Here is a 13,470-nt window from a genome sequence, read left to right on the forward strand (position 1 = left end):
GACGCACGTGAGTGAGGGGTAAGTAGTGACGGATGAGGCAGGTGGGAAGCATGGCCCACCGCCACCGGAAGCCCTCGAGGCACGTCTTCGCGGACTTGCCGACGCTGTCGAAGAGCTGGCGGTGCACGCCCGGCGAGTCGGCCAAGTCGAGCATCAACGGGCACTGATCGCGCTGCAATCGGTGCCGGGCGCAGCCCCGGACGCACGCTCTGTCGTAGAGAACGCTGTCCGGGAAGCGATCGACAACCACGCACCCGCGGCCATGAGCCGGGCCGGGCAACTCGCGCCGGGATTGGCCTCACTCAGTACGGCGAGCGAGGCCTGGCTGTCCAGGGAGTACGTCGGCCAAGGTGTCGCCGCGCATGCGCGAGTCGGTGAGCTGTCAGTCGATTCCGTCGACGTGCCGGTCATCGCGCCCTTGCTCGGCACGACGGGTTGGCAGGTCCGTTCGGATCGGGGTCAGACCGCGCACCGGCTATTGCAGAGCACAGCCTTGCGCCTGGTCGCGAGCGCCGAGCCGTTCCGCCTGCGCATCGACGCGTTCGATCCGCGATTGACCGGTGCGATGGGTCTGCTCGGGCACCTCACCACGAAGTACCCGCAGTTGGTGCCACGTGCCGGTCATACCGAGGAGCAGCTGCAGACCACGCTGTCGGGACTCGTCGACGTGTCGTCGATGCGGGCCAGCCGGATGGCGCAGCTCGGTCATCGCAGTTTCGAGGAGCTCTTGCGCGACACGGGCCGCGTGACCGATCCGTACCGGCTGCTGGTGCTTTTCGACTACCCGGCCGGCGTCGATTCGCGAGCCCAGCGGGACTTGATCCGGTTGGCCGAGACCGCGGCCGATCGCGGTATCTGCTTCCTGGTCCATCACGACCCGGCGGCGAAGATCGAGCACGACGTCGAACCCGCCGCCTTCCTGAAGATGCTCGCGCCGGTCACGATCTCGGGGGAGCGCGTCGAGCTGTCGCATCTGCCCGGTATCGGCGCCCGCCTGGACAAGCCGTTCGAGGCGCACGTCGCGGCGGGCCTCTGCGATGTCGTCGCCGAACTCGCCGATCGCGCGGTGCTGCCGACGATCGAGTTCGCCGGCACCTTGCCCGATCGGGCCGACTGGTGGCAGCCGGTCCGCGACGAGCTGAGCTCCGTCATCGGGTACGACGACCGCACGCCGGCCGAGGTCCGCCTGCGCAGCGGCAACCCGGCCTTGCCGCATGTACTCGTCGGTGGTGCCGTCGGCCAGGGCAAGTCGAACCTGCTGCTCGTCCTGATCCACGGCCTGGCCGCGCGCTATGCGCCGGGTGATCTCGAGATGTACCTGCTCGACTTCAAGCACGGTGTCGAGTTCTCCGCGTTGGGCCCGGCCCTGGGGCGTCCGCATTGGCTTCCGCATGTCCGGGTTCTCGGTGTGCACAGCGACCGGCCGTTCGGTCTGGCCGTGCTGCGTCACCTCTCGGATGAGCTCGCGCGGCGAAGCGAGGTCTTCAAGGCGCAGGGGCTGGCCGATATCTCCGAGCTGCCGGCCGGGCCGGATCGTCCGCCGCGCATCCTCGTCGTACTGGACGAGTTCCAGGTGCTGCTCGAGGATGACGACGAGTTGGCCGACGAGGCCGCGAAACTGCTCGAGCGTCTGGTCCGATTGGGTCGCGCGTACGGCGTACACGTGGTGCTGGCGACGCAGACGATCGAAGGCGTCAAGCGGCTCGCGACCCGGCGGGACTCGATCTTCGGGCAGGTGCCGTACCGAATCGCCTTGAAAACAACGCCTACCGACTCTCAGGCGATCCTGCGCACGGGTAATACCGCTGCCGCCGAGCTGCAGTTCCGCGGTGAGGCCGTGCTCAACGCGAACTTCGGCTCACCCGACGACAACCAGCACATTCTGGTGAGCTTCGCCGACCGGGATCTGCTCGACAAACTGCGGCACGAGCTCTGGAGCAAGGCCGAGGGCGGACGGCCGCCGCGGGTGTTCAACCTGGCCGAGGCGGCGCGTCTGGCCGAGACCGTGCTGGCCACTCGTCCGCGCGGTTCGGGTGCCACCGTGCATGCGTGGGCCGGTTTGCCGATCGCGGTCACGGAAGAGCCTGTCACGGTCGAGGTTCGGCCGGAGCCGGGTGCGGGTGTGCTCGTGTTGGGCGATGGTGCGACTGACGCGCTCGGAGCATTGACCGGGTTGGCGATCTCGACGGCCGTGGCGTCGCCGGCGCCGCCCCGGTTCATCGTGATCGATGGGACCGGCGGTGACGAGTCGACCAATGAGGGCAAGGCCGCGTTGGCCCAGACGTTGCAGCGTCTTGGTTGTGCCGTTGAGGTGGTCGATCATCCCGACGCGATTGGCGAGCGCTTGTTCGCGTTGCGCGATGCGATCAAGGACGGCCAGGTTGCTGGTCCGACGTACCTGATCGGGATCGGAATGCACAGCGTGCCGCGGATGACGTTGCATGTGGAAGGCCGTTTTGAGAGTCCGGCTGACGCGTTGCAGCAGATCGTCAAGGACGGGCCGTCGCGCGAGGTCATTACGTTCGCCTGGTGGAACCGCCTGCACGTCTGCACCGAACACCTCGGCTTCAAACGGGCGAACGTGGCGGTCCACCTGTTCCTGCGGCATCCCCAGGACGGCGTGAAGTCGGTGGCCGGGCCGCTCGTGCGCTGGCCGTCGGAACCGCATCGCGCGTTGTTGTGGGACGGGCTGCATCCGGAACCGCCGGTCGTCGTACCGTTCGTGCAGTTGCGGCTGGACGAGGTCGACCGGTTCATCGAGCAGGTGGTGGGATGACCGAGACCTGGGATTCGTACGTCGCGTCCTTGCGGCAGTTGGCCACGGCGCGCGAGGCGGAGCAGCAACGGCAGGCGCGCATCGCGACCAACCGGGCCAACGCGACGTCGTCGGCGAACGCCAACGTCAAGGCGGCCGCCGACAAACGCCAGCAGCTGGAACGGCAAGTGCGCGAGCTGGAGAAGTACGCCGTACAGACGCTGGCCGAAGCGCAGGTGCCGAAAAGCGGGCCTAAGGCAACGATCAAGATGGCGCCGATCGACACCATCGAGACGGCCCGGCGCGCGATCACGTCGTTGACCCAGCAGCTCGGGCAAACGGCGGAGCAGTTGCTCAAGGCCCGTAACCGTCGTCGGGAGGCTCGTGATCTGCGGCGCAACCAGCTCCTGACCGGGGTGTTGCTGCTGGCGGGGTTGATCTTGCTGAAGGTGGTCGGTGGGTCATGGGTGGACGCGCTGGTTGGTGTGGTCGTCGCGTTGATGGCCCTGCTGGTCGTTCGCGGTCTGACCATGTCGTACTTGCGAGGGCTGGTCGTCGCGGCCGGGCTGCTCGTCGTACTGGTGGTGTTGACCGCGATCGGTGGTGGCTGGTGGCTGTCGTTGATCGTGGCGGTCGTTGTGATCGGAGCAGCCGCGCTCTGGTCGGCCAAGGTTGGAACGAGGAAGGGTAACTAGGGGTGTCGTCGGACGTCGAGCAGTTGAAGGAGCACCTCTACCAGGTGTCGTTCGAGGCGAAGCAGGCCGCGGCCGGGATGGGCGGTTTCAAGACCAAATTCGCCCAGCACAGCGCTCAGGTCCAATCGCTCATCCAAGGTACGGCGACCGGCGCCGACCAGGACATCACCCAGATCCTGGAAGCCGCCGGTAAGGCCGTCGAGTACGCCGCCGAGGCCCTTGAGGTCGCCGCCGCGGGCGCGAAGAACTACGCGGACCAGATCTAGTTAGTTCTTTTGTGGCGCAAAGCGGGTATGACGTCGAGGTCGAGTGGTTGAGGAGTAGGCATATCAAGGAGTTGCAAGTGGGGGACCAATGGCCGCAGGCGCGGGTCGACCTCAGGTTGGCGACCGGCGCAAGCGTGACGGTCGAGGCGCTGGCCTCGTTCGACGCGCCGAACGGCCAGGTCGGGGTGGCGCTCGCGGGTGAGGGCGCCTTCTCGTTCGATCCGAATGACCCGGTGTCGGTGGGCGAGTTCGCGCTGTGGCTGGTGCGGCAGATTCCCGAGGCGATCGAGCCGCTGGACCTGGTCATCAGCTCCGCGACCGGTTCCGTCGAGCTGACCATCGAGCTGACCGCCGAGGAAGTCGCCCTGACCCCCGAAGGCTAGCCCTCCGCCAGCCGACTCCGCGCGGCCCAACCGGCCGGCCGAGGTAGCTTTGCCGCGAGTGGTCACCTCTGAACCTTGCGGCGATCGACGCAGCGGTCGACCAAGCCCCGCAACCGTACGGCGCGGCGGTCGACCAAAGTCCCGCAAGGCGTTCGGCGGCAGCCGTGGCGTTGGTTGGCGGTTCGGGTCTGGGTTCGTCCGGACCGCCACGTCCACGCGGCGACTCCGAACAGGCTCAGCCGAGGCGAGAATCAGCCGCCGTGTGGACCTGGACGTCCGCCCTCGGCCACAGGTCGCTGAACCGCCGAGCCCCGCCGGCCGACCCTGCCAAACCTCATCCGACCGTCGCCGGGAGTTGGCACTCGCGGCCCACCACGGAATCACAGCGAGGCCAGAGAAGTCGGTCCTCGGCGGATCGCGGGCGGGTTAGGCTGCTTGGGTGTCGTCGTTGTCGCGGGAAGAGTTACGGGCTGATTGTGGCCAGTGCTTCGGGTTGTGTTGTGTCGCACTGACGTTTTCGGTGTCGGCCGATTTCGCGATCGACAAAGACGCCGGCGAACCGTGCCGCAACCTGACCGACGACTACCGCTGCGGCATCCACACGAAGCTCCGGCCGTCGGGATTCCAGGGCTGCACGGTTTACGACTGCTTCGGCGCCGGGCAGAAGATCTCGCAGCAGACGTACGGCGGTCGCAGCTGGCGGGATGAGCCGGGTACCGCGAAGCAGATGTTCGACCTGCTGCCAGTGATGCGCCAACTGCACGAGCTTCTCTGGTATTTGGCCGAAGCCTTAACCCTGCCTCCAGCCAAGCCCCTCCAGCAGGACCTCGCCGCCGCGCAATCCTCCATCGAAGCGCTCACCCGGTTGAAGCCGGACGAGGTACTCGATCTGGACGTGGCCGCCCATCGCCAGCGGGTGAACGAGCTGCTGCTCAAGACGAGCGAGCTGATGCGCGCGGGCGCTCGCGGGAAGAAGAAGGATCGCCGCGGCGCGGACCTCTTCGGCGCAAAGCTCAAAGGCGCCGACCTCAACAAGGCGAACCTGCGCGGCGCCTACCTCATCGCGGCCGACCTCCGCGACGCCGACCTACGCGGCGCGGACCTCATCGGCGCCGACCTCCGCGACGCGGACCTAGGCGGCGCCGACCTCACCGACGCCTTCTTCCTCACCCAATCCCAGCTAAACGCCGCCAAAGGCAACCCCACCACCAAAATCCCCGCCCCCCTCACCCGCCCCTCCCACTGGCTCTAGCCTCTCCCCGTTCATCGGGCCCTTGTGACCCGGCGTGTCGCCGTTCATCGGTCCCTTCTGACCAATGGCCCGGGCCCTCCGTTCTTTGCATTCATTCGTCGGAATCCGCCCTCTCAGCCACCGCGTTCCGGTACAGGCCGGCGGACGGGCGAGGGCGGATTCCGACGAATGAATGCAAAGGGTCTGGCCGGCGGCCTTGCCAACGCTTCCGTTCGTGGTCAGAAGCGCCCGATGAACGCCGACACGCCGCGTCAGAAGGGACCGATGAACGCCAACACGCCGGGGCGGGAGGGGGCGATGGACGGGAGGGGACTGGGTGTTGGCTTAGAGCAGAGTTGCTGGGAGCAGAAAGGGTGGGGTGGTGGGGGAGGGGGCGGGCAGGGTGGAGGGCATGAGTGATGAGAGCAAGGTGCCGGCGTTTGGTGAGCAGGCGCGGCTGCAGTTGTTGCGGCGGCGGGTTGTGGTGCTGGACGGGCAGTTGACTGATGACAATGGGACGTTGATCGCGACGCAACTACTGACGTTGGCGGCGGAGGATCCGGATACCGATGTGGCGTTGTGGATCCACTCGCTGGGTGGGTCGGTGCCGTCGATGTTGGCGATCCGGGACGTGATGCGGCTGCTGCCGTGCGACGTGGCGACGGTGGCGCTTGGAGTGGCGTGTAGTGCGGGGCAGTTCCTGCTGTCGGCGGGTACAAAGGGCAAGCGGTATGCGCTGCCGCATGCGCGCGTGCTGATGCACCAGGGCTCGTCGGGGATCGGCGGGTCGGCGGTCGAGATCGAGATCCAGGCCAACGACCTTCGGCACATCCGGGACACCGTGCTCCGGTTGATCTCGGATGACACCGGGCAGCCGTTGGAGACCGTGTACGAGGACTCGCTGCACGACCACTGGTACACGGCCGAGGAGGCCCGGGAGTTCGGGTTCGTCGACCACATCGTCACGTCGTTCGACCAGGTCATGCCAACGCACGCGGTAGAAGGAGAGGCAACCCGATGAGCAGCTACACGATCCCGAACGTGATCACCCAGAGCTCGCGCGGTGAGCGGATCATGGACGTCTACTCCCATCTCCTCTCCGAGCGGATCATCTACCTCGGCACCGGCATCGACGCCGGGGTGGCGAACGCGATGATCGCCCAGTTGCTGCACCTGGAGGCGGACAAACCGGAGCAGGACATCAACCTGTACATCAACTGCGAGGGTGGTGACATGACCGCGATGCTGGCGATCTACGACACCATGCGGTTCATCCGGTCCCCGGTGGCGACGGTCTGCGTCGGGCAGGCGATCGCCGCGGGCGCCGTGCTGCTAGCGGGTGGCGCGCCCGGGCGGCGCGCGGTGCTGCCGCATGCGCGGGTCGTGCTCCACCAGCCGGCCGGTCGCGGGCAGGGCACCATCCCGGACCTGATCCTCCAGGCCGACGAGGTGGTTCGGGTCCGCAGCCAGGTCGAGTCGATCCTGGCGGAACACACCGGCCAGACGGTCGAACGCCTTCGCCACGACACCGACCGGGACCACGTCCTCACGCCCGACGCGGCACGCGAGTACGGCATCGTCGACGAGGTCCTCCGGCACCGCGACTTGCACCCCGCCGCCCAATCGTCATACGCCGCCTCCGCCTAACCCACTACCTTCGCCCAACCCGGCGCCTCGCCCAACCCGGCGCCTCGCCCAACCCGGCGCCTCGCCCAACCCGGCGCCTCGCCCAACCCGGCCGCCTCGGCCTGGCGGGCCGGCTTGGCGCGAGCTGTCGGCTGGTCGGGTGGGGTTAGGCGGGGGTGGTGAAGGTGTTTGGGGTGGTGGCGGTGAGTTTGGTGAGGGTGCGCGTGAAGGCTTTGCGTTCCGATGCCGGCAGGTCGGCCAGGACGGACTGCAGCTGAACCGTCAGCTCGTCGTGGAAGCGGGCGACGGCTTTCACGCCCTCCGGGGTCAACGCGACGCGGACGGCACGGCGGTCGGACGGGTCGGAGCGTCGTACGACGTAGGTCCGTTGCTCGGCGCGGTCGACCAGTCCGGTGAGGCTCGAGCGCTCGAGGCCGAGTAGGCGGGAGAGGTCGGCCATGCCCTTCGGCTCGTCGGCCAGCGTGCAGAGGAGTTGCGCCTGCGCGGCAGTGAGGTCGCACGCGCGCCCGACATCGGCGTACACGGTTTGGATCAGGAAGGTCAGCCGCACCAGACCAGCGACCGGACCAAGGTCGTGCGGCATTGGGAACCTCCGGCTTGTGATTGTTCGTGCCACGAAGTACTTTGTTCGTCATACGAATATTACGTGATGCGAACGAGGTGGGCAATGAGCGCGGGCACTGGATACGGACATGACCTGGTCTTCGGCACGTTCCTGACGCCGACGGCGGCGCAACCCGATCGCGTGGTCGGGCTGGCGCAGCTGACCGAACAGGTCGGTCTGGACCTCGTCACAGTGCAGGACCACCCGTACCAGTCGGCGTTTCTCGACACCTGGACGTTGCTGTCGGTCATCGCGGCCAAGACCGAGCACGTGCGCGTCTCGCCCAACGTCGCCAACCTGCCGTTGCGCCCACCCGTCGTACTCGCCAGGAGCGTGGCAAGTCTGGACCTCCTGACCGGTGGACGGGTTGACCTCGGCCTAGGCGCGGGCGGATTCCGGGATGCGATCGCCGCCGTCGGTGGGCCGAGGCTGACGCCGGGCGAGAGTATCGAAGCGCTCGAGGAGGCCATCACCCTGATGCGCGCGGTCTGGTCGAACGAGCGTGGCGGCATCAAGCTGGACGGCAAGCACTACCAGGTCGCGGGCGCGAAGCGTGGGCCCGTGCCGGCGCACAACGTCGAGATCTGGCTTGGTGCGGCCAAGCCCCGGATGCTCCGGTTGACCGGCCGCCTCGCCGACGGGTGGTTGCCGTCGAGCGGCTGGGCCGGGCCGGACGAGTTGACCGCGATGAACGCGATCATCGACGACGCCGCGCTCAAGGCCGGGCGCAAGCCGTCGGATATTCGCCGGCTCTACAACCTGATGGGCCAGTTCGATGCCATGGGCAACGGGTTCCTGCAGGGGCCGGAGGAGTTGTGGATCGAGCAGCTGACCGACCTGAATCGCCATCAGGGCATCAGCACGTTCATCCTGGCCACGGACTCGCCCGAAGACATCCGCCGCTTCGCCGAGGTCGCGGCCGCGGTCAGGGAAGGCCGCCCGCAAAGCCCGCCAGCACAGCCAACCCCCGACGCGCTGGGAGTCATCCCGACCCCCGACGACGGCGTACGGCGGAGCTCGGTCGCGCCTTGGGATGAAAGCGAGCGCCCGACCGGCCCAGCGCCCGATCCCCAGCGGACCTACACCCCGCGCGAGCGCGCGAACGGCCAGCACCTCATCGACGTACACGATCATCTGCGCGCCGAGCTCGACCAGGTTCGCGATCTCGTCGAGCAGGTCGCCGCCGGCACGATCGATATCGGCCGGGCCCGTTCCGAGATCAACACGATGACCATGCGGCAGAACAACTGGACGCTGGGCGTCTATTGCGAGTCATACTGCCGCCTGGTCACGACGCATCACTCGCTCGAGGACGCGGCGATGTTCCCGCGCCTAAAGCAAGCGGATCCACGCCTCGCTCCCGTGGTCGATCGGCTCGAGCTGGAGCACCGCACGATCCACGACGTACTGGAAGGGGTCGACCAGGCCCTGGTGGCGCTCGTCGACGGCTCGGGCGATCTGGACGGTCTGCGCGCGGCGGTCGATCTGCTGTCCGACACGCTGCTCTCGCACCTGTCCTACGAGGAACGCGAGCTGGTCGAACCACTGGCACGCCTTAACGTCATGTGAGCGTAAACCAAATGAATTCATTCCCTAAGTGCGAGAAAAATGGACGGATTTAGCCCGGTCATTCCTAATACATGCCTTGACGGGCCTATGAATGGGCCGCAGGATCCCTTTCATGACGGCCACGAATCCGATGGAATCGGTCCCGCGGGGAATGAAGTTCCGCGTCCTGGCGGCAGACCTGCGCGGGCAGATCATCGAGGGCACCCTCCCGATCGGCGGGCGCCTGCCCACCGAGCAGGAGCTGGCCCAGTTCCACGGCGTGGGCATCAATACCGTTCGCCGGGCCATCGACCTGCTGGTCGAGGAAGGCCTGGTACGGCGGCGGCAGGGTTCGGGCACCTTCGTGACGGCGATCCCGTCGGAGGCCACCCTGCCGCGCAGGTTCGTCGGTGTGCTCGTGCCGTCGACCTCATACTTCTACCCGCGGGTGATCGAGGGCATCGAGCGGGTGCTCACCACCGCCGGTGTCCGGGTCGTCCTGTCCAGTTCGGAGTACGACCCCGAGCTGGAGGCCGAACAACTCCGGCACCTCGTCGACGACGGCGTCGACGGGCTGCTGCTGGTGCCGAACCTTCACCTGGTCGACGACCCGGCGAAGCACCTCGACCACCTGCAGAACCTCCCGGTGCCGTACATCCTGATCGAACGGCAATACCCGAATCCCGCGCCGGACGACACCACGCCGTACGTCTGCACCGACCACCTCGGCGGTAGCTACGCGGCCGTGCGGCATTTCGTCAATCTCGGCCATCAACGGACCGGGCATCTCGGCCGCATCCGCACCGGTACGGCCGACCTGGTGGCGGAGGGTTTCGCCCGCGCGATCCAGGACTTCGGCCTGCCGACCATCGCAGGGGCGGTCGAACGCCTCGAAGAGTGGTCGGGCGACGAGCTCGCGGCGTACGCACGGACCTGCAAGGACAACGGCATCACCGCGGTCTTCTGCCTCGGTGATCGGGACGCCTCCACCTTGATCGTGCACGCACGCCGCCTCGGGCTGAACGTGCCCGGAGATCTCGCGGTGATCGCGTACGACGACGAGGTCGCCGATCTCGGTGAGGTTCCGCTGACGGCCGTCTCGCCACCGAAGAGCGAGGTCGGTGCGCTCGCGGCCGAACTACTGCTGCGCCGGCTCGAGCAAGGGCCGGCCACACCCATTCATCAAGTCAAGCTTCAACCCCGCTTGGTGATCCGGGCTTCCTGCGGCGCGACAAGCGCGACCAGCGCGACAAGCGCGACCAGCGCGACGCATGGCCCGGCTCCCAGCGTCCCCTGAACGGAGAAAACTTGTGAGGAAGCTACTAACCCCGTTGCTTTTGGCGGCGGGGCTGACAGCCCTGGCCGGATGCGGCGGCTCAGCCGAAACGAGCAACGGCCCGGTCACCCTGAAGCTCGGCTATTACGCCGAAGCAGGCGGCCCGGCGGACAAGACGATGAAGGAACTCGCGGCCGAATTCGGCAAGCAGAACCCGGACATCAAGGTCGAGCTGAGCTCAGCCCCGTACGACGACTTCTTCACCCGGCTGCGGACGCAGTTGGCCGGAGGTCAGGCCCCGGATGTCTGGTTGTCGGACGGCGTGATGGTCCAGGAGTACGCCGGGCGCAAGAGCCTGCGCGATCTCAGCGACTTCGCCAAGGAGATCAAGGCGGACGACTACTACGGCATCGAGCTCAACCGTGATGCCGAGGGCAAGCTTTACGGCTTCCCGCAGGGCGCGCAGACGCCGGTGCTCTTCTACAACAGGAAGTTGTTCGCCGAAGCGAAGGTCGCCGCGCCGACCGCGGACTGGACGTACGACGACCTGGCCGCCGCCGCGAAGAAGCTGACCCGCGATACCAATGGCGACGGCAAGCCCGACGTGTACGGGATGCGCCTTTATGCCAAGAGCTTCACCGAGACCTGGTGGCCGGCCATGTTGGCCTTCGACGGTAAGGTCCTTGCTGACGGCAACAAGAAGGCCGCGATCGACAACCCGGGCAGCAAGGCCGCGTTGAACTGGGTGCTGAAGCAGATGTACGACGAGAAGATCGGGCCGGACGTCGTCACCACGGAGGCCCTCGGCGGTGCGCCGAACCTCTTCCCGAGTGGTCAGGTGGCGATGCAGTTCGGGATCTACGCGCGCATCCTTTCGGCCCAGCAGGCCAAGCTCGACTTCGAAGTGGCGCCGTTGCCCAAGGGCCCGGGCGGCGCTCGCGGCAATGTGGCGATCGTCAACTCGTGGGTGGTGAACAAGGCCGCCTCGGACGCGAAGGCCCGGGCCGCGTGGAAGTGGATGACGTACTTCGCCTCCGAAGGCCCGCAGACCAAGTGGACCCAGATCGGCGAGGCCATCCCGATCAACAAGAAGGTTGCCGCCTCCCCGGTATTCCTCAAGCCCGCTTCGGGTCCGGTCAATCGCCAGGTCTTCGTCGACTCGCTCGCGGAAGCGCAGGACCTGGGCGTGAGCCCGGTGTGGACCGAGTACACCAAGGCCGTGTCGAACCAGGTCAACAAGGCGCTCATCCGGGACAAGAGTGTCGATGACGCGCTGCGCGACGCACAGCAGGAGGCGCAGAAGATCATCGACCGATTCCAAGCCGGACAGTGACGACGCTCGCGGCCATCCGGCCGACCGTTGCTCCCCGCAACAAGAAACTCGGCGCGAAGGCGTGGGCCACCTTGTTCGCCTCGCCGTACCTGCTGCATCTGGTGGTGCTGACGGCCTGGCCGGTGCTCGCGCTGGCCTACCTCAGCTTCACCGACTACGACACGATGTCGGCGCCATCCTGGATCGGCTTGGAGAACTTCCGCCGGCTACTCGGGGATGAGGTCTTCCTCAAGTCGTTGCTCAACACCTTCTACTTCGCAGTGCTGTTCGTGCCGGCCCAGACGTTCCTGGCGCTTGGTCTCGCCGTCGCGTTGAACAGGAAGATCCGGTTCATCGCGTTCTTCCGAGGTGCGTACTTCGTGCCGGTGATCTCGTCGTGGGTGGTCATCGCCTACGTCGCGGATGCAGTCTTCAACCCGAAGTTCGGGATGGCGAACACGCTGCTCGGGTGGTTCGGGGTCGAGGGCGAGGTGTGGCTGCAGAGTCCGGTGCTGGTCATCCCGACGCTCGCCGCGGTGGCCGTGTGGAAGGGCGTCGGTTCGATGATGGTGCTCTTCCTGGCCGGCCTGCAGAGCATTCCGAAGGAGTTGTACGAGGCGGCCGAGACCGATGGCGGCAACATCTGGCAGCGATTCCGGCACGTCACCCTGCCAGGTGTTTCCGGTACGACGTTCCTGGTGCTGATCTTGTCGACCATCACCACGTTGCAGGCGTTCGAGCAGGTCTTCGTGATGACGAACGGCGGCCCGAGCGAGGCGAGCGAATTGACCGTGCTCTACATGTACCGGCAGGGCTTCGAGTACTTCCACATGGGCTACGCGGCCGCGATCGCGTGGGTGCTGTTCGCGCTGACGATGGTGCTCACGTTGTTCCAGCTGCGCATGCAGAAGAAGTGGGTGCACTATGCGTGAAAAGGTCTTGTCGTACGGATTGCTGGGCCTCGGTGCCGCGGTCATGCTGGTCCCGTTCCTGGCCTCGCTGGGCAACTCCCTGAAGAGCTTCGCGCAGTACATCGCGGTGCCGCCCTCGTGGATCCCCGATCCGATCCGCTGGGACAACTACTCCCAGGTCTGGGAGCGGGCGCCTTTCGGGATGTACGCCTGGAACAGCCTGCTGATCGCCGTACTCGCGGTGATCGGCAACCTCGTCACCAGCTCGATGGTCGGGCACGCGCTCGCCCGGATGAAGTTGCCCGGGCGCGAGGCGCTGCTCGCGGCAGCGCTGGCGACGTTGATGCTGCCAACGGTGGTGACGATCATCCCGAGCTTCATCCTCTACAAGGAACTCGGGTGGCTCGACACGGTTTTACCGCTGGTCGTGCCGTACTGGCTGGCGACGCCGTTCGGGATCTTCCTGATGCGGCAGACCTTCCTCGCGATTCCGAAGGACTTCGGGGAGGCGGCGATGATCGACGGCGCGAATCCGTGGCAGGTGTTCTGGCGGGTCCACATGCCGCTGGCCAAACCCGCGCTCGCGACCCTCGGCGTCTTCACCTTCATGGGGTCGTGGGGCGCCGTGCTGGAGCCGAAGATCTACCTCACCTCGCCGGAGAACTACACGCTGCCGATCGGCGTGATGAGCCTGCGCGGCCAGTTCGTCGGCAACGACCAACTGGTTACAGCGGCCGCGTTGATGTCGCTCGTGCCGATGCTCGTGCTCTTCGTGTTCGCCCAGCGCTACTTCGTCAGCGGCGCGATGGCAGGCGGGGTCAAAGGTTGACTACTAAGGGGTC

13 protein-coding genes are annotated in these 13,470 nt (G+C 66.8%); 12 read left to right on the plus strand and 1 reads right to left on the minus strand.

Annotation, left to right across the window (positions count from 1 at the left end; translation table 11 throughout):
- Positions 1–25: 25 nt before the first annotated feature.
- From OG394_RS00260 to OG394_RS00290, 7 genes are all read left to right on the plus strand, one after another.
- Complete coding sequence (locus OG394_RS00260; protein WP_328992644.1) at positions 26–2,776, plus strand: FtsK/SpoIIIE domain-containing protein; 2,751 nt, start codon at positions 26–28, stop codon at positions 2,774–2,776.
- A complete protein-coding gene (locus OG394_RS00265) occupies positions 2,773–3,450 on the plus strand; it encodes a hypothetical protein (protein WP_328992645.1) in 678 nt (225 codons plus the stop codon). The genes OG394_RS00260 and OG394_RS00265 overlap by 4 nt, the downstream gene beginning before the upstream one ends.
- Positions 3,451–3,452: 2 nt before the next feature.
- Positions 3,453–3,716, plus strand: coding sequence for a hypothetical protein (locus OG394_RS00270; RefSeq protein WP_328992646.1), 264 nt, complete (start codon positions 3,453–3,455; stop codon positions 3,714–3,716).
- 77 nt (positions 3,717–3,793) lie between these two features.
- Complete coding sequence (locus OG394_RS00275) at positions 3,794–4,099, plus strand: hypothetical protein (RefSeq protein WP_328992647.1); 306 nt, start codon at positions 3,794–3,796, stop codon at positions 4,097–4,099.
- Between the two features lie 520 nt (positions 4,100–4,619).
- Positions 4,620–5,351 (plus strand): pentapeptide repeat-containing protein, encoded by a 732-nt coding sequence (locus tag OG394_RS00280; protein WP_328992648.1) that lies wholly within the window; start codon positions 4,620–4,622, stop codon positions 5,349–5,351.
- A 391-nt stretch (positions 5,352–5,742) separates the two neighbouring features.
- A complete protein-coding gene (locus tag OG394_RS00285) occupies positions 5,743–6,351 on the plus strand; it encodes a ClpP family protease (protein ID WP_328992649.1) in 609 nt (202 codons plus the stop codon).
- On the plus strand, positions 6,348–6,977 hold the full coding sequence (locus tag OG394_RS00290; RefSeq protein WP_328992650.1) for a ClpP family protease: 630 nt from the start codon (positions 6,348–6,350) through the stop codon (positions 6,975–6,977). Before OG394_RS00285 ends, OG394_RS00290 begins: the two co-directional genes overlap by 4 nt.
- A 145-nt stretch (positions 6,978–7,122) precedes the next feature.
- Here OG394_RS00290 and OG394_RS00295 read toward each other — a convergent pair whose 3' ends face one another.
- Entirely contained in the window at positions 7,123–7,560 is a 438-nt protein-coding gene (locus OG394_RS00295; protein WP_328992652.1) for a MarR family winged helix-turn-helix transcriptional regulator, read from the minus strand.
- Positions 7,561–7,644: 84 nt separating this feature from the next.
- On the opposite strand from OG394_RS00295, the gene OG394_RS00300 reads away from it, so the two are divergent.
- From OG394_RS00300 to OG394_RS00320, 5 genes are all read left to right on the plus strand, one after another.
- The gene (locus tag OG394_RS00300; RefSeq protein ID WP_328992654.1) at positions 7,645–9,150 is read left to right on the plus strand and encodes an LLM class flavin-dependent oxidoreductase; all 1,506 of its coding nucleotides are present in this window, start codon (positions 7,645–7,647) and stop codon (positions 9,148–9,150) included.
- A gap of 112 nt (positions 9,151–9,262) precedes the next feature.
- Positions 9,263–10,426 (plus strand): GntR family transcriptional regulator, encoded by a 1,164-nt coding sequence (locus tag OG394_RS00305; protein WP_328992655.1) that lies wholly within the window; start codon positions 9,263–9,265, stop codon positions 10,424–10,426.
- A 13-nt stretch (positions 10,427–10,439) separates the two neighbouring features.
- Positions 10,440–11,738 carry an ABC transporter substrate-binding protein gene (locus OG394_RS00310; RefSeq protein ID WP_328992657.1) on the plus strand — a complete coding sequence of 433 codons (1,299 nt, stop codon included), beginning with the start codon at positions 10,440–10,442 and terminating at the stop codon, positions 11,736–11,738.
- Positions 11,735–12,649, plus strand: coding sequence for a carbohydrate ABC transporter permease (locus tag OG394_RS00315; RefSeq protein ID WP_328992659.1), 915 nt, complete (start codon positions 11,735–11,737; stop codon positions 12,647–12,649). The genes OG394_RS00310 and OG394_RS00315 overlap by 4 nt, the downstream gene beginning before the upstream one ends.
- Positions 12,642–13,457 carry a carbohydrate ABC transporter permease gene (locus OG394_RS00320; RefSeq protein WP_328992660.1) on the plus strand — a complete coding sequence of 272 codons (816 nt, stop codon included), beginning with the start codon at positions 12,642–12,644 and terminating at the stop codon, positions 13,455–13,457. The genes OG394_RS00315 and OG394_RS00320 overlap by 8 nt, the downstream gene beginning before the upstream one ends.
- Positions 13,458–13,470: the final 13 nt, after the last annotated feature.

The organism is Kribbella sp. NBC_01245, from assembly GCF_036226525.1.
Lineage (GTDB): Bacteria > Actinomycetota > Actinomycetes > Propionibacteriales > Kribbellaceae > Kribbella.